This is a genomic window from Paenibacillus sp. UMB4589-SE434, assembly GCF_030226685.1.
Taxonomy (GTDB): Bacteria; Bacillota; Bacilli; order Paenibacillales; family Paenibacillaceae; genus Paenibacillus_B.
In genome coordinates, this window is sequence record NZ_JASOYK010000005.1 from 121,257 (window position 1) to 137,086 (window position 15,830).

General features: G+C 42.1%; 12 protein-coding genes. 2 read left to right on the forward strand and 10 right to left on the reverse strand.

The window, feature by feature from the left end; genetic code table 11:
* The gene (locus QP775_RS17945) at positions 1 to 5,019 is read left to right on the forward strand and encodes an S-layer homology domain-containing protein (protein WP_285108121.1); all 5,019 of its coding nucleotides are present in this window, start codon (positions 1 to 3) and stop codon (positions 5,017 to 5,019) included.
* Between the two features lie 127 nt (positions 5,020 to 5,146).
* Positions 5,147 to 6,556: a hypothetical protein gene (locus QP775_RS17950; RefSeq protein WP_285108123.1), complete on the forward strand. Its 1,410-nt coding sequence runs from the start codon at positions 5,147 to 5,149 to the stop codon at positions 6,554 to 6,556.
* A 174-nt stretch (positions 6,557 to 6,730) separates the two neighbouring features.
* On the opposite strand, the gene QP775_RS17955 is transcribed toward QP775_RS17950, so the two are convergent.
* The 10 genes from QP775_RS17955 to QP775_RS17995 are packed head-to-tail and all read right to left on the reverse strand — an operon-like array spanning position 6,731 to position 15,822.
* The gene (locus QP775_RS17955) at positions 6,731 to 8,329 is read right to left on the reverse strand and encodes a galactose-binding domain-containing protein (protein ID WP_285108125.1); all 1,599 of its coding nucleotides are present in this window, start codon (positions 8,327 to 8,329) and stop codon (positions 6,731 to 6,733) included.
* A 53-nt stretch (positions 8,330 to 8,382) separates the two neighbouring features.
* Positions 8,383 to 9,714: a hypothetical protein gene (locus QP775_RS17960; RefSeq protein ID WP_285108128.1), complete on the reverse strand. Its 1,332-nt coding sequence runs from the start codon at positions 9,712 to 9,714 to the stop codon at positions 8,383 to 8,385.
* A gap of 38 nt (positions 9,715 to 9,752) precedes the next feature.
* Positions 9,753 to 9,890, reverse strand: a complete 138-nt coding sequence (locus QP775_RS25890; RefSeq protein ID WP_483312028.1) for a PaaD-like zinc ribbon domain-containing protein — start codon at positions 9,888 to 9,890, stop codon at positions 9,753 to 9,755.
* Positions 9,890 to 10,483 (reverse strand): Phenylacetic acid catabolic protein, encoded by a 594-nt coding sequence (locus QP775_RS17965; protein ID WP_285108129.1) that lies wholly within the window; start codon positions 10,481 to 10,483, stop codon positions 9,890 to 9,892. Before QP775_RS17965 ends, QP775_RS25890 begins: the two co-directional genes overlap by 1 nt.
* Positions 10,484 to 10,516: 33 nt before the next feature.
* Positions 10,517 to 10,711 (reverse strand): hypothetical protein, encoded by a 195-nt coding sequence (locus QP775_RS17970; RefSeq protein ID WP_285108131.1) that lies wholly within the window; start codon positions 10,709 to 10,711, stop codon positions 10,517 to 10,519.
* Positions 10,708 to 11,037, reverse strand: coding sequence for a metal-sulfur cluster assembly factor (locus QP775_RS17975; RefSeq protein ID WP_350338986.1), 330 nt, complete (start codon positions 11,035 to 11,037; stop codon positions 10,708 to 10,710). Before QP775_RS17975 ends, QP775_RS17970 begins: the two co-directional genes overlap by 4 nt.
* Entirely contained in the window at positions 11,021 to 11,962 is a 942-nt protein-coding gene (locus QP775_RS17980) for a Phenylacetic acid catabolic protein (RefSeq protein ID WP_285108133.1), read from the reverse strand. Before QP775_RS17980 ends, QP775_RS17975 begins: the two co-directional genes overlap by 17 nt.
* 14 nt (positions 11,963 to 11,976) lie before the next feature.
* On the reverse strand, positions 11,977 to 14,157 hold the full coding sequence (pabB, locus tag QP775_RS17985; RefSeq protein ID WP_350338987.1) for an aminodeoxychorismate synthase: 2,181 nt from the start codon (positions 14,155 to 14,157) through the stop codon (positions 11,977 to 11,979).
* Between the two features lie 6 nt (positions 14,158 to 14,163).
* Complete coding sequence (locus tag QP775_RS17990) at positions 14,164 to 14,415, reverse strand: acyl carrier protein (RefSeq protein ID WP_285108137.1); 252 nt, start codon at positions 14,413 to 14,415, stop codon at positions 14,164 to 14,166.
* A 24-nt stretch (positions 14,416 to 14,439) separates the two neighbouring features.
* The gene (locus tag QP775_RS17995; RefSeq protein ID WP_285108139.1) at positions 14,440 to 15,822 is read right to left on the reverse strand and encodes a class I adenylate-forming enzyme family protein; all 1,383 of its coding nucleotides are present in this window, start codon (positions 15,820 to 15,822) and stop codon (positions 14,440 to 14,442) included.
* Positions 15,823 to 15,830 lie beyond the last annotated feature (8 nt).

Genomic DNA, 15,830 nt, shown 5'->3' on the forward strand with positions numbered 1-15,830 from the left:
ATGCGTAAAAGTAAGCCGAGAAGTGCCTTTGCCTTCTTGGTCCGAATCGTTCTATCCATCTTGCTAATTGTTCAAACATTTCCCTTAGAACTGCCGGTTATAGAAGCTGCTGGCAGTGCTACATTTGAAGTTAATTCATTCGCGGATACAGTTGACGTCAGTAGCAGCGATGGAAAATGTCTAGACAGCTTCAATCAATGCAGCTTGCGTGCAGCAATTATGGAGAGCAACCGCACAGCTGATCTCACCATCATTTTGGTCCCGCCTGGTCTCTATACGCTTACTCTTGCAGGTACTGACCATACTGGACTTGCTGGAGATCTGGACATCCACAGCTCTGTAACAATTAGGGGAATGACGCCAGATCCTTCTCAAGTAGTCATTCAAGCAGGCAGTTCCCCTGCGAGCAGCATAGATCGAATCTTCGAGTTGGTGAGTTCCCATTCGCCGGACGATCCCTTGATGAATGCTAACGTTACAATTGAAAACGTAACTTTGCAAAATGCCAAAGGGAAAGACGAATACGGCGGCGGTATTTCCGCTTATGTAAGTAATGGATCTTTGACCATTCGCAACTCCATCTTTAAGCATATAGAGTCCAAAGAAAGCGGAGTAAGCTTGGACGTCGGCGGCTCTGCCCTTTACTATGGCGGCACCAACGGCGCACACTTGATTATTAGCGGAACAACTTTTAGTCAGAATCGTTCCACTTCTAACGGGGGGGCAGTTTTTATTACGGGCACCATAACTGCTAACCTCCAAAATAATGTATTTTCCAATAATTCAGCATCACGCGCTGGTGGAGCGATATACGCGGATAGTCTTTCCGCCTCGACACCAAGTTACATTAATATCGAGAATTCTTCTTTTATCAATAATATTGCTTCTGGCAATACAAGCAGTCGCGGCGGCGCCTTAACTCTTTTTTCTACAACCGGACGTGTCGTGCAGTCCACATTTGTCGGCAACGTTTCTTCTGCCAGCGGCGGGGCGATTAGTGTGGAATCGGGATCGCCCGTGACCCTGGCTCAGAATACGATTGTGCATAATCAAGCCATTGTCGCTGGTGGCGGCTTATGGGTACAAGCGAGCAATCCCAAACTATCGCTGCATAATAATATTGTTGCTGAGAATACGAGCAGCGGTGGCAATATCGCGGGAGCAGCCATACAATCTGCTCAGCATAATTTAATCGGACCAGGCCACGGGACCTTAATTACCGATATTGGAAATCAACTCAATGTCACCAGTGCTGGCCTAGAACCATTAACTGTACTTCCTGGCAAGCTGCCATATATTCCATTACAGATGGATAGTCCAGCTATTGATGCCGGCAGCAACTCTCTTGTATTAACCGCTGTAGATATGTACGGGACCACACGGATCTTAGATAGTGCTGATCCAGATGCAACTGCAACGGTTGATATAGGAGCTATCGAGGCGCATCCTACCCTATCCCCGATTCCTGGGCAGAGTGTCCCGAGCGGCGGTTCTCTACAAATACCATTTCGAGTGGGAGATGTGAGCCAAGTCGCAAACGTAACCGCTGTGACCTATGATCCTGCACTGATTGCCAGTACAACTATCACGGGGTCGGGCCAAGAGCGGATACTTGAAATACGTACCATCCCAGGCAAAGCTGGTTCTGCAAATGTTTTGTTAACAGCTACTGCATTGGATGGAAGAATCGGCACACGCTCTATCGATGTGACTATAACTGCCATACCTGATCTGACGCTTACGAAGACACATACCGGAAATTTTAAGCAGGGGCAGACTAATGCCAGCTATACGCTGATTGCGAAAAATATAGGTGCTGCTGCTACTTCAGGGCCAGTCACGGTGACAGACTTGCTACCGCCAGGCCTTATCGCCACGTCTATCACAGGCGCAGGGTGGACATGTGCAATTGGTACAGCCACTACATGCACACGCAGCGATGTTCTGGCTGGAGGGGGTCAATATCCGCCAATTACCCTACTTGTGAACGTAAATGGTGTACCGTCAACCGCCATCAACCGTGCTGAAGTATCTGGCGGCGGAGACGGCAATCCGATGAATAATAGTGTCGAAGACCCAACTCTGATTGAGTCCGGCATAGACCTGACTCTTAGTCTCGTCCCGCAAGGAACATTCAGTCAGAATGAATTAGGAACTTATTCACTTAGTGTGACAAATCAAGGATCCTTTAAGACGGACGGCTCGCCAGTTGTGGTATCGTTCACAACACCAGCAGCATTTACGCTTACTGGATTAAGTGGGTCAGGATGGTCCTGCTCAGTTGCAACCTCCTCCTGTACACGTACAAATTCACTTCCAGCTGGAGCCAACTATCCGATCATTACAGCACAGGTGATGGTTGCAGCCAATGCACCCGCCAGCGTATCTGTGAATGCATCCATTGCTGGTGGCGGAGATACCATCACGGCCAACAACACAGCTTCACATTTGGCTGTTGTAGAACAAGTACCGGACATCTCTCTCCTGCTGCAATCAAATGATACTTTTAATCAGGGAGATAGCGGCAAATTGGTAAAAGTCGAGGTTCTTAATGAAGGCGGCGGCGCTACAGTAGGCACCATTAATTTGGCACTTCAAGTTCCACCGGGACTTCAATTGACTGGGCTAAGCGGGAATGACTGGATCTGTGATAAGACAACAAAAATATGTACACGGAATACTGCCATCCCAGCACATAGTTCATCAACGATAATGGCCGAGTTAGCAGTAGACCCAAACGCGCCGGCATCCATTGAGTTAAAAGCATCCGCATCAGGTGGCGGTGAGCAGAACACGACTAATAACTCGGCGTCATATATAGTTCAGGTGGTGCAGAAACCGGATCTCGTCCCATCTATCACAGCAGTTGGACCGTACGCACAGCACCAGACCAGTGCCAAAGTACTCCTAACCGCTCAAAATAACGGAACAGGCCCATCTGCAGGCCCGATTACGCTGAAGGTTACTCCTCCCGCTGGTTGGACACTGGACAACTGGAATAACGGCGCGGATTGGTCATGTAATGTAAACACCAGCACTTGTTCCTACTCTGGCGCAATCGATGCAGGCGCTGCTGCATCAGAGGTGGAAGCGGTCTTCCGCATTGCAAGCAATGCATCAGCAGCAGCGGTAATCAGCTTAGAAGTTCAGGGCGGCAGTGACGTGAATAACGCCAATAACACGGTTAGCAAAAATGTAACAGTCAAGCAGTTGGCTGATTTGAAAACTACACTCATAGCGGACAGTACCTTCCGCCAAGGGCAGCAGAATGCCTCCTATAGGATGACGGTGTCGAATGCAGGTAATGGTCCTTCTGAAGGCAGCGTAACTGCCAAGCTTGAACTGCCGTCACAGCTACTATTAAAGCATCTCGCAGGAGCAGGTTGGACCTGTGACACAGCGACAGCCCAGTGTACGCGCAGCGACGCCGTACAGAGCGGGGATAACTATCCAGACATTATCGCCACCGTCGCGGTTGCACTCGATGCCCCTGCCACGCTGACTGCCAAGGCAGTAGTAAGCGGCGGCGGTGAGGTTAATTCAGCCAATAGTAATGCTGAGGCTCACACCGCGATTACAGCGGCAGCAGATCTGACAGCATTATTACAAGCGTCTGGAACATATGAGCAAGGCCAGCAGCAGGCCGAGATGACGGTCACAGTGGCTAACTATGGACAAGGCGCAACGACTGGACCTGTACATGTCCAGTTGGACTTCCCACAGGAGCTGCAGCTGCTCACGGTAGCAGGAAGCGGCTGGTCATGCGACCTAGCCAAAAAGCAATGTACACGGGCGGATGAACTAAAGCAAAGCGAATCCTTCCCTACCCTTCTGCTTCGCTTTAACATTCCTTGGGATGCCTTGGCGTCCTATTCGATAACAGCGGAAGTAAGCGGGGGTGCAGAAATTAACGGTGCCAACAATAAGGCATCATTGCAAGCTGCCATTAAGCAGCTGCCAGACTTAACGATCCAGTTAAGTCCGAACGGCAGTTTTAAGCAAGGACAAAGCGATGCCAAATATGGAATCACTGTCCACAATAAAGGCGCATCCGCAACGACAGCACCTGTAACTGTGCAGGTGCAGCTGCCTTCTGATCTAACACTGGTCAAGGCTGGCGATTCGCAGTGGATCTGTGACATGACCACCAGCACATGCGTTTACAATGGGACTGTTGATGTCGGCAAGTCTGCCCCCGTTCTAGTCGTCATGGTCAAGGTCGCGTCCAACGCTCCAGCAACGTTAACGGCACGTGCAGCTGTTAGCGGCGGGGGCGAGAAACAGACCGCTAACAATACGACCAGCTACCTCACCACCGTCACACCTGCAAGCTCGGGTGGGGACAACGGATCTGGTGGAGATTCAGGTTCAGGATCTGGGAATAATGGTGGTACTACCGGATCAGACGGATCTAGCAACAATGGGAATGGTAATTCCAATGGCAGCACTGGCGGCGGAGACGGCACTGGTCCAATACTGCCGGAGGATACTTCATTACGCGATATTGAAGGTCATTGGGCGAAGGAATACATTGTCAGTCTAGTCAAGGATAAGGTCATTAACGGGTACGAGGATCGCACATTCCGTCCAAACAACTCAATCACACGTGCAGAATTTGCGGTCCTGCTGGACAGACTCCTCCAGTTAGAAGGGGCTGCATCAGCACCTGGTTTTACGGACAAACAGTCGATTCCTGATTGGGCAGCGGCTTCTATTTATCGGTTATACAACAGAGCCATTGTGAAAGGGTATGATAACGGGCAATTTAAGCCGCATGCCATCATCACTCGTGCCGAAATGGCAGCCATGATCTATCGTGCATTTACGCCGACTGCTCCAGTCAGCAAGCTTAAATTTACTGATGCAGACCGTATCCCGGTCTGGGCGCAAGAGGCAGTCCAAATCTTATCCAACACCCATATTCTTACGGGTTATCAAGACGGAAGCTATCGACCGCATAAACAGACAACTAGAGCAGAAACAGCAGCTATCCTGTACAGAATAATTCATAAAAAGTAGTATAACAGCCCTTCTGTCCGTTACTGGCAGAAGGGCTGTTTCACGAATGAGACAACTTACTTCCCCTCAAATAGGCTTATGCATATGATAATGCAGCATGATGAAAGCCCATACATGGAGGTGTCCTATGGGAATAGAACTTGCAGCTATACACGGTGTATACGTCCTATTTGTCGCGCTTATCATCGGTTTTCTAATTTGTCGGAGGGATACAACGCTGATTTGTATTCTGGGTATTCTCGCCCTCGGATGGATGGCAGACGGCTCGCTTATTACTGCGGTCAGCGGTATATTTTCCAGTTTCGTTTACGCCATTAAAGAACTGCTAGGCACTATTCTAATTATCTCGATTATTGTAGGAATGAGCCGCGTGCTGCTCGCCTCCGGTATTAATGAAGCGCTTGTGTCTCCCTTTACACGCTTCATACGCAGTCCGAGCCTTGCCTACTGGACGCTCGGTATCGTTATGATGGTGATCTCATTATTCTTCTGGCCATCCCCAGCAGTAGCGCTTATTGGCGCAGTGCTGCTGCCTGCAGCGGTAAGAGTCGGCTTGCCTGCGCTAGCAGTGGCGATGTCGATGAACCTGTTCGGTCACGGAATCGCCCTCTCAGGTGACTTTATTATTCAAGGTGCGCCTAAGCTTACAGCAGAAGCAGCCGGCCTCCCAGTAGCCAGTGTTATTTCCGCAAGTATACCGCTAGTGCTCGTGATGGGTGTCGTTACGACGTTTACTGCCTTCTGGCTCATACGCCGGGATATGAAGTCCGGCAAATTGAATATGTCTTCAGGCCTTGCTGCATCGAGCGGGTACAGCGGGTTAGATGTTCCTCGTATACCGTTGTCTGTCCGTCTGAAGCAATTCATGGCGTTAACGATTGTGTTCCTGTTTACAATCGACGTCGTAATCTTGTTCCGGTTCCATCTTCAAGGCGGTGCAGCAACTGCACTCGTTGGCGGAACCGCTGCGTTAATTCTCGTGCTGATATGTATTCTGACTCATCGCTTTCGTGCTTTAGAGCAAACGACCTCTTATTTGGTGGATGGTTTCCTTTTTGGATTCCGTGTATTTGGACCTGTCATTCCGATCGCTGCTTTCTTCTATTTAGGCGACTCCGCCTTTACAGAACTGTACGGCAGCGTGCTGCCTTCTGGATCACATGGCATCGTCAACGATCTCGGCGCAGCACTGGCGCATACGGTCCCGCTTCATCCAACTGTTGGTGCACCTACGATGACCGCTGTAGGTGCTATTACTGGCCTAGACGGCTCTGGCTTCTCCGGCATATCACTGGCAGGTTCGGTTGCCGCTGTGTTCGGTGCAGCTATGGGCAGCGGTACCGACACGTTGACCGCCCTAGGGCAAATCGCATCTATCTGGGTAGGGGGCGGCACCCTAATTCCATGGGCGTTGATCCCTGCCGCTGCCATTTGCGGAATTAGCCCGTTTGAGCTAGCACGTCGTAATCTTGTTCCAGTTCTTATAGGTTTGACTGCAACTACAATTACAGCTATTCTATTGCTTCTATTCAGGTAGTAAGCTTCTCATTTATTCAGTACCATACAACACTCCGTCTCCCTATTGGTTTGTCAGACAAGAAACATGTAAAAAAGCTCCCTTTTCCCAAGGGAGCCCAGCTTGTCTATAAACCTAGTCATGACCTAGAGGAGTTACGTTAATAATAGAACTTACAAATATATTAAAATATAATTAGTTAAAAACAGAAAACTCCCATAGTGAATATCCAAATAATGTACCTCTTTTAATTCCTAACATTCTAACATACCTTCCTAAAATATTTAACTCACACAGCTCAAATATTTCACCTTTCCCGTTCGTGACATGTGAAACATCATGCCAAGATTTCAAATCATTAGAAATTTGAATTTTATACTCTTTAGCATAAGCTCCCTCCCAGACCAACTTAATTTTACTAATTTCCTTAGACATCCCCAAATCAATATAAATCCATTGGTCATCACTGTATTCACTGCTCCACCGGGTTAAATCATTTCCATCTACTACATGATTGAAATTAAAATCACAACTTTCAAATGAAGATGCAATAACAGGCTTATGCAATGATAAATTCCCACTAGTTTTGGTTACTGCTGTCCTCACATGTATACAGCTTTCGTTTATACTTATCTGGTTTAATCTGTTTCTTGTTCTTGATGTAATTGAATATGACTTGTCAGGATTAAATTCTCCAATATTACATTCATTTTGATCCGTAATAACTACGAGCTCCGAGTCTACATAAATAATATATTCATAAAAATCTATCTCGTCCTTTTCAATATCCCATGTTAGCCAAACGCTTGTATCCGTTGTACACTGTATTCTAAAATTTTTTGGTTTTTCTGGAGGTCTGAGTGTCAGAGGAAGTTTATCACCAATAGATATTTCCTGTTTTAGCTTATAGAGAGATTCTAGTTCAATTTCTTTAATTAGTTTACACTTTTCCTTCAGGACAAAAATATCACTGCGATCAGAACTAATTGATAATCTAATTAAATAGTTTTTTATAACCTCAGCTAGTTTTATCATCTTAAAAAAAGAGTATATTGTACTTTCAGCATAATGATTTGATCTTAAGAAGAGAGAAGTTAATAACCTAGATAATGTTACGACTCCAATAGCTTGAACAAATTGTGAGATTTCTTTATTCTCAGTCGTATTTTGTATAGCTTCAAACAATCTATCGTACAATAAAAAATCGTCTGATAGTTCAATTATTTTACTACAGAACAAGGTGTTAATGTTCGATTGAACAGCATCATTCATACAATAGTTTTCCAATGAGAAATACGTAACTTGCTTCTTATCATCTGCTGCATGATTATATCCATCACGTAGAATTTCAACATTGTATCGTTCTTCAAATGGATAATCCAAGACATCAAAAGCGTTTAAATCCTTTTGGAAAGAAGAAATGGCTATTGAATGACAGCCTTCCAAATCAGTTTGATTGAGCATAGTATGGGGAATATACTTATTTCGAATCCATATATATACCTCATTGCCGTTATCTAATGTATTAACTATATACGGTAAAGCAGATTCAAAGTCGTTGTACGATCGAGTACACTCTTTAATGCCTAACAACTCATTGTTTAGATTGATTCGCCAAGGATAGTACCAACCAGGCTTGCCGTCAATAATAATTTCATTAAAAACGGTCTCCGTAGACTCATAAGTGTCCCATAACATGTCACTGATCGGTATTTTAGTATGCAAATACCGCAAGGCTTGCGATTTGCGGCAATTCATATAACTATAAAATAGAGGATTCGAAAATAAATCCATGCTTTATACTCCTTTACCTACTGTCGTATTCTCTACGCATTCACATTCTACAATTACTCTTTATGTCTATAATAATTTACAAGTTTCTCCATAAGGTTTGGCGGAATAGAAGAATCTCGCATTTTATTTGAAGAATATCCGGCCAGCAATATATCAACTTCCTGAATGGACAGAGAAGACAGAACGCCATAATTAGTAATTTGTTGTTGCATATGATTTCTCAAATCAGCTTGAAAGTTCCATCGTTTTTGCATTTGTTTCTCGTTAAATATCCCTTCACCGCGTTGAATCATAACTGAGTTAACCAAGCAGCACCCAAACAAACCTGCCCCTCCTACATCACTAAAAAGCCTCGGGCATATATTTATCCATAGTGCAGTCACACTCTTATAATTGATTCTATTTTCAGGAAACATGGATAAGGTGTAAGCTATTCCGTTGGAAGTTGTCATATAACTTGAAAGTTCTTGATGTCGTTTTCTTGCTCTTAATAGCTGTTCTGAGGCATCTTTCAAGCCGTGCAAGGCATCAGCCATCATCATCCTTGTATGCTCAGAGAGCCATGAGATCCTTGATATATTGTCCAGTCTCACTTCTAATGGCAGCAACTTATGTCTAGTACCCGTAGGAGATGGTTCACCTGTTCCTACAAATTTCTCCAGTATTTCCTTTGATCTTTGTTTTATTTGTTTGTTTAAATTATAGAGTAGTTCTATACCTTCTTTTTGCCGTAACGTCTCCACGCCATTTTTTACAATTAAGTTAAGCCCGACAGGATATCCTTTTCGTACGGTTTCCTCAGGATCTGGATCTACTACCCGCACATCAGGGGGCAAATCAATAAAGGATTGTATCATGTCTTTTAATACGAGTGCGCCTAAGAAACTAAATGGATCGAGCAATCGTCTTTTTTGAAAATTTGAATCTATTTCCTTATAACTAGTTTTAGTTTCAATCATGGTCTTAATAACCTCTTGTTCCAAAACATATAGATGAGTATGAAATCGTTTTACAGGTTGTAACCCATCTCTATCATCAGTCCATGGATCGATATTAAATGCAATCCTTGGTAATGAACCTCTTAGCGAATATTTTTTAATGATGCTATCCTGTCCTACAAAATCAAAAAAATTACAAACCATATCTATCCACGCTCTATATTCCTTATCTGATATATCCGTTATAGATGCACGTGGAAGTTGTCCTGTTTGTATAATCATCATCTCTAATAAACTATGTGCACTTTTTTTATCCATTAATGTAATAGAATTGATATCATCAAGTTTAAGAACAAGAGGGGGGATTTGATGAATTGTTGGCGCAGTAGGCATTGAAATCGTTGATACAGTTAATTCTTCAACGTTTGCAGGCAATAAATCTTTCATATATATCTCACCGTTTCACTCTTCGTAATAATCCCTCATTACTTCACAACTTCAAATAAACTCCTACAGCTGCTGCAATAATATTGTTTTACAAGTTGGAATGCTCCAAACTGTGAGATGATGACAACACTAGTTTGGCTACAGTAAGGGCACTCTATAGTGTTTTCTCGTTTCATTAAGCCACCTTACTGGCACTTAGAATAGTATGAAATTTTTGTTCGAATATAGATAAAATATCATTACAGCAATCCGCATCTTCTACTAGCCAGTTGAAAATATGACGAATTTCAATTTTAAAAGTCGAGTATGCATCTAGCAGCAAACATCGTATATTCTCATGATCCTGATGAAGAATTACAACCCAAGATGATAAATATTCCATATACTGCTTTTGTTCTTTGCGTAATTTCTCTATTTTTCCTTTCACAAGAAGGTTCACATTCACCTCTAGCTCTAACATCGTCTCCATTGCCAGGTGAAATGCGATAGAAATAGTCATTAATTGAACCCAGTCGTTTATTTCATATATCGTTTTTAATGATCCATCCAACTCAGTCGTATCCGTGCAAGGATATGTAATATTTACTTGTTCACATAATCGATAAAAAAATCTGGCGTGTCCCAAATGAGCCTGTGCAATAGAAATAGAGCACAATGTGGCTTCCAAGCTAGGAGCACTAATTCCAACTGTCGCAAATTTGTCTCCTAATAACACCAGATTATTAGCATTAAACAAGAGAATGCGGGTTGATGTTGCTTGAACATCCATCTTAGATTCTCCTCTCAATATTTAAGCACGTTCTTACACTTGTTTAACCCAGTAAGCATGTTGAACAGGCACAATAACCATTTCATTCCAATTTTCTTCATCATATAAACGCCAACTCGTTTGTTTTGCCAACTCAATCGTTTCCGCCTCTACACACCCAATGTGCTTCAAAGCCTCTCCATTTCTCTCACGGACAAGTACCCAATATCTCTCTTTTGGCATACTCATTTAGTCACAACCCCCCAGTTTAATAACTGCTGCTTAGCTTTAAGACTCATCTTGGAGGCGTCCCACACAGGCTCCCACACGACAACTATTTCAACATTTGTTATCTCCCCACAAGTTAATAATTGATTTCGAATGTCTTCCATCATCCATTCCATACATGGACAAGATGTATGTGTAAATGTCATTGAAACTTCAAGTTTCCCTTGATGTACATCGATGCCATAAATAAGTCCCATATCAACAATGCTGATGGGGAACTCAGGATCGTTTACTTTTCTTAATAGATTCCAGTATTTTTGATTGTCTTCGTTAACCATCACCATCATCACCCTGTCTCAAAGAAGCTAATTCTTTATAGCAACTTTGAAATGTCGTAATAAATCGATTAATATCAGGACCTCTTCTTACAAATCTCCGTATGACATCTGTCCAAGGGGCAAGACGTTCATAATCCCATTTCTTATTCCCAACATCGAAGTGACATGGATAAGGTACTGTCAGCATGTAAGATGAAGTTTGTTCATTGTATGCAGCAGGTACACGTATACTGACAGACTCAAAAAATGGCACAACTATCGCAAACCATTGTTGTCTAAGTTCATCATTGCTGGATAGTCTGAAGCGATAGGTTTCAGATAATGTTTTCTCTTGAAACTGTTCGTTAGTTCCAAAAAATTCATATGCTAAGAGAAACATCCAGTCTACAGCTGATTGAACTCTTTGCTTGCTGTCTTCGTTCTTCATAGCTTCTTTAATTAAGGTGCGGCCATTTCTCAAGTGGAATATTTCTTCCTTCTCAACCTTCTTTAACGATCGTTTCCATGGACCGTAAGAGCTGTTCTTGTGAGAATCTCTTAATAATGTATATCCTGCTGTATCATACAACATGTTATAAACGCCCAATTCTTCCCAACATGTAATATCAAAGTCCATTGCATACTGATTATTAAACTGGTCGCCACGTCTTTCATATAATAAATTTTCTGTATCTATTCCAAGATCTCGTAATAATTGATATGCGATTAGAGCATGACCCAGTTCATCTTGCATCAACGCAAGGCAAGTAATTTTGTGATTAATAGTCGGTGCTAGTTTGTAAGCAGAGAGGATGGAAAATACAGCAGTAAGTTCTGTATCAGCAAGATACAGAAGCATTTCTTCTAGTGACTTTTTGTATGAAAAAGTCATTTGATTTGGAGTCTCTATAATATAGTCTTGTTGCTTTAGAGCCTCGGCAAACTGACGATCCATGCAAAGTCTCCTTCCTAACTATATCTTGCAACGAGTTCATCTCTTGAATGATCTCTATCACCGATAATCGTATATCCTGCCCCGTCACTTCTTCCATTGGCAGTGTATACAATAGAGAGAATTAACGCTTTGGCCTTCAATAGTATCTCTTCATATTCTTTTTCTTCCTCAGAAGAAATTACAACAGCCCCGCCAACACCGATTGATAGATTATCTCCCTGTGCAACAATCGTTCGGATAACGATATTAAAATCAACAGTACCGTTAAGTGACAAATAACCTAGCACACCCGAATATATTCCTCTAGGACGCCGTTCCAGCTGCTCAATAATTTCCATACTCCTAAGCTTTGGTGCACCCGTCATGGAACCACCAGGAAAAGCCGATCGAATGCAGTCCAATATGGATACTGCAGGTTTAATGGTTCCTCTGATCGTTGAAACAAGTTGATGTACCGTTTGAAACGACTCTACATTCATTAACTTGGGTACGTGAATACTCCCCACTTCGCACGACATTCCAAGATCATTGCGTAGCAAATCAACAATCATTAAATTTTCAGAGCGGTCTTTTTCGCTGTTCAACAATGTATCTTTGAGTTCCTCATCCTCTTCTGTTGTAGAACCACGCCTAATCGTCCCTTTAATAGGTTTAGCCTCTATACTTCCATGTTTATCAATGGCAATAAATCGCTCAGGTGATGTGCATAAAATCGCATTCTCGCCAAAACGCATAAACGCTGAGTATGGTGCTGGATTTATCTTTCTTAAGTTCATATATAGCTGAAATGGATCAAGCTTTATTTTTGTGCGGAGTTCATTTGTTAAATTGATTTCGTATGTGTCGCCTTCATGTAAATATTTTTTTATTTGAGCAATATCCTCCATATATTCTTCATATGAGCGATCTAAATGAAAAATAATGTCCTGTTGATTTCTTGGAGTTACAATCGGTAAGATTGTATCTCCTTTAACAGACGCTTGTTGAAGCAAAAGCTCCGTCTCTTGAACCCAGTCTTTATCCTCCTCATGTTGATGTGGATAAGTTAAATAAATAAGATATGTCGCATGTTCTATATGATCAAAGGCGATCATACGTTCAATGAACATAAACATAGCATCCGGCATGGAAGATTCGTAGCTGTTTTCGACGCCAGCGTGCACTTTTTTCATTTCATATCCAAAGTATCCAACGTAGCCAAGATTAAAAGGTACTGGTGCATCACCTGTTGTTTTAAATGTCTCTAAGTCTTGTTTTAAATAATCAAAAAGATCTGTTGATATTGTAGTAGTCCCTTTTTTTGTGTCTATCTGCATTTCAAGATTGCTCGCGTTATATCGAATGATTTTTCCTTTCGAACCGTTTACTGTCCCCATAAACGTATATCTTGACATGCTGCCATTGAGCTGATTGCTATCTAACCAGAATGAATGTTCTGAGTCTTTATAAAGCGCTGCAAATGCACATTCAGGCTGAATATACTGCGAAATTTTTTTATATTTAACTGTATAATAAGGTGTTGTGCAGGGCACATGGTTTAATTTTTCATTCTTCTGCCCCAAATCTAAATCATTTGTAATGCTAAAGAAACTTTTAGAAGCGCCATAAATACGCCTTGAAATATCTCTAAAATTACTTAAGAGAACATCTCCATATTCCGTACTCACGGATTCAGGATGGAACTGTACACCCCATTGAGGTTTATATTTATGACGAATCCCCATAATGACCCTGTCTGAAGTCCATGCCGTTCGAATTAAACTAGGAGATAATCGAGGATCAACTACTAATGAATGATATCGAACGACATTAAACTTTTGCGGGATTCCTTTAAATAACTCGTCTTCATTATGCGCAACCTCACTTAATCGCCCATGCATAATCTCAGGTGCATATATGATTGATGCATCGGACACACTGGCTATACCTTGATGTCCTAGACAAACTCCTAGGAGAGGTTCTTTGGACTTCATAATCACGTCTTTACAAACACCAAAATCATACTCATTAGTAGGATTTCCAGGCCCAGGGGATATGACAATATTATGATACTGGATCCTTTGTATCTCTTCCCAGCTTACTTCATTATTCCTAATTACAATAGGCTCTTCTTGATTGACCTCAGCAATCATTTGAAACAAGTTGTATGTGTAGGAGTCGAAGTTATCAATGATGAGTGTTCTCACAATATTCACCCTTAACTAATTCAATTTTCTCTCAACCTGCATAGATATTTTGCTTACAGTCGAGAAATGATCAAGAACAAGCTCATCAATCTCAAATTTGATCTTAAAATGATCTTCAAGTTTTACAATAAATTGTATGGATTTTAAGGAGTCCAAACCGAACATAATCAGGTCCTCATCAAACCCAATTACCCGACTCTCTCCTAACAATTCATTAATTAGCTCTACTACTTCCGCCTTTATTTTGTCCAAGTTCTCCAATATCATTATTAATCCCCTCTTCCCATATCGTTAAATGACTTCTAACGTGTCCAAAAATTCTAACGTTGAATGATCCTTCCTAGCTAATTTTCCAGATGAAGTTTTAGGTAGAGACCGAACCCAAAAGTACTTTCTAGGAACTTTATAATTCGCAAGTCTCTCTCTGCACCAACGTAATGCTTCACTTAATTCAAATCCTTCTTTTGCAGTTAACATAACAACGATCTGTTTGCTCTCATTTGTTTTGGCATATACTTCCTCTATCTGAGGCATTAACTTTAATGTATGTTCTATCTCCGTCAAATGAACTTTCAAGCCATTAATTATGACAAGCGAATCAAATCTACCTTTAACATGAAGATAAGAGCTATCCAATTCCCCGCAATCATATGTCCGTAACCAGCCATCTACGTATCTACCCTCACCTGAATGATACAGGTACGGATCAGGATCTGTTCGTATCCATATTTGGTCCTCGACGATTTTGATCGAAATGTCATCTGCCACTTTACCAACGCTTCGAGGGTTAATACCCAGCATATCAACCGAAATAGTCCCCATCTCCGACATGCCATACATTTGACCAACAGGTATACCAAACTTATGACTCCAATCATGTTGTATCAACTCACTTAGTGATTCTCCGGCACAAATGGCCACCCGGATATGATGTTCTCCTATAGATTTATGGTTCTTATTTATCATTTCATATTGAGAAGGAACTCCAAGAAGAACAGTCACTCCGTGCGTTGTTATGGCGTGTATCATATCTGACGTTCTATTGGTTGAGAAAATTAATGTCCCCCCCACATATAACGTCTGCAGTACACCTGCAATAAACCCGTAAGCATAACTAATTGAATTCAAAATTAATACCCTGTCACTCTCTTGAATAGCCCCATCAAATTTCTGAGTTCGTACCAGTTCCTCATATAATGACAATTCAGATCTACCAATTATTTTAGGAGCTCCAGTTGAACCTGAAGAGGTGAGCAGTAAAATACGATCATGGTCTGCAATAGGAGCGTTATGCCTACATTCAATTTGAGTTGTTACTTTCTCCATAAAACTAGACAGCATATTGGGTGATTCCATGGAAGAGATCATGATGTGGGGATTCACTTTAGACAGTATTTCTTCTACTTCGTTCACTTTTAATCTTGTATCCAAGATTAAGACACGACAATCTAGTTTCCAAGATGCTAATATCACAGCTATAAAGGTAACTGAATTATGGACATTTACTGCAAATAAAAAGCCCGGCTTTGCGCCTGCCTCGGACAACTTCTGGGACCACAATTCGATCTCTGTAAACAAATCTTTATACGTAAAGCTATTTTCAAAAATGATGCATTCCTTGCTTGACTTCTGCTTCTCGTATAGTCGATTGAGTAAACGATTTAGTTGATTCATAGCCTATT

Excerpts from the sequence above, each read along its gene's own strand:
- QP775_RS17950 (WP_285108123.1), top strand. The coding sequence starts at position 5,147 with ATGGGAATAGAACTTGCAGCTATACACGGTGTATACGTCCTATTTGTC.
- QP775_RS17995 (WP_285108139.1), bottom strand. The coding sequence starts at position 15,822 with ATGAATCAACTAAATCGTTTACTCAATCGACTATACGAGAAGCAGAAG.
- QP775_RS17975 (WP_350338986.1), bottom strand. The coding sequence starts at position 11,037 with ATGATGGTGATGGTTAACGAAGACAATCAAAAATACTGGAATCTATTA.
- QP775_RS17945 (WP_285108121.1), top strand. The coding sequence starts at position 1 with ATGCGTAAAAGTAAGCCGAGAAGTGCCTTTGCCTTCTTGGTCCGAATC.
- QP775_RS17980 (WP_285108133.1), bottom strand. The coding sequence starts at position 11,962 with ATGGATCGTCAGTTTGCCGAGGCTCTAAAGCAACAAGACTATATTATA.
- QP775_RS17965 (WP_285108129.1), bottom strand. The coding sequence starts at position 10,483 with ATGGATGTTCAAGCAACATCAACCCGCATTCTCTTGTTTAATGCTAAT.
- QP775_RS25890 (WP_483312028.1), bottom strand. The coding sequence starts at position 9,890 with ATGAAACGAGAAAACACTATAGAGTGCCCTTACTGTAGCCAAACTAGT.
- QP775_RS17955 (WP_285108125.1), bottom strand. The coding sequence starts at position 8,329 with ATGGATTTATTTTCGAATCCTCTATTTTATAGTTATATGAATTGCCGC.
- QP775_RS17970 (WP_285108131.1), bottom strand. The coding sequence starts at position 10,711 with ATGAGTATGCCAAAAGAGAGATATTGGGTACTTGTCCGTGAGAGAAAT.
- QP775_RS17990 (WP_285108137.1), bottom strand. The coding sequence starts at position 14,415 with ATGATATTGGAGAACTTGGACAAAATAAAGGCGGAAGTAGTAGAGCTA.
- QP775_RS17960 (WP_285108128.1), bottom strand. The coding sequence starts at position 9,714 with ATGAAAGATTTATTGCCTGCAAACGTTGAAGAATTAACTGTATCAACG.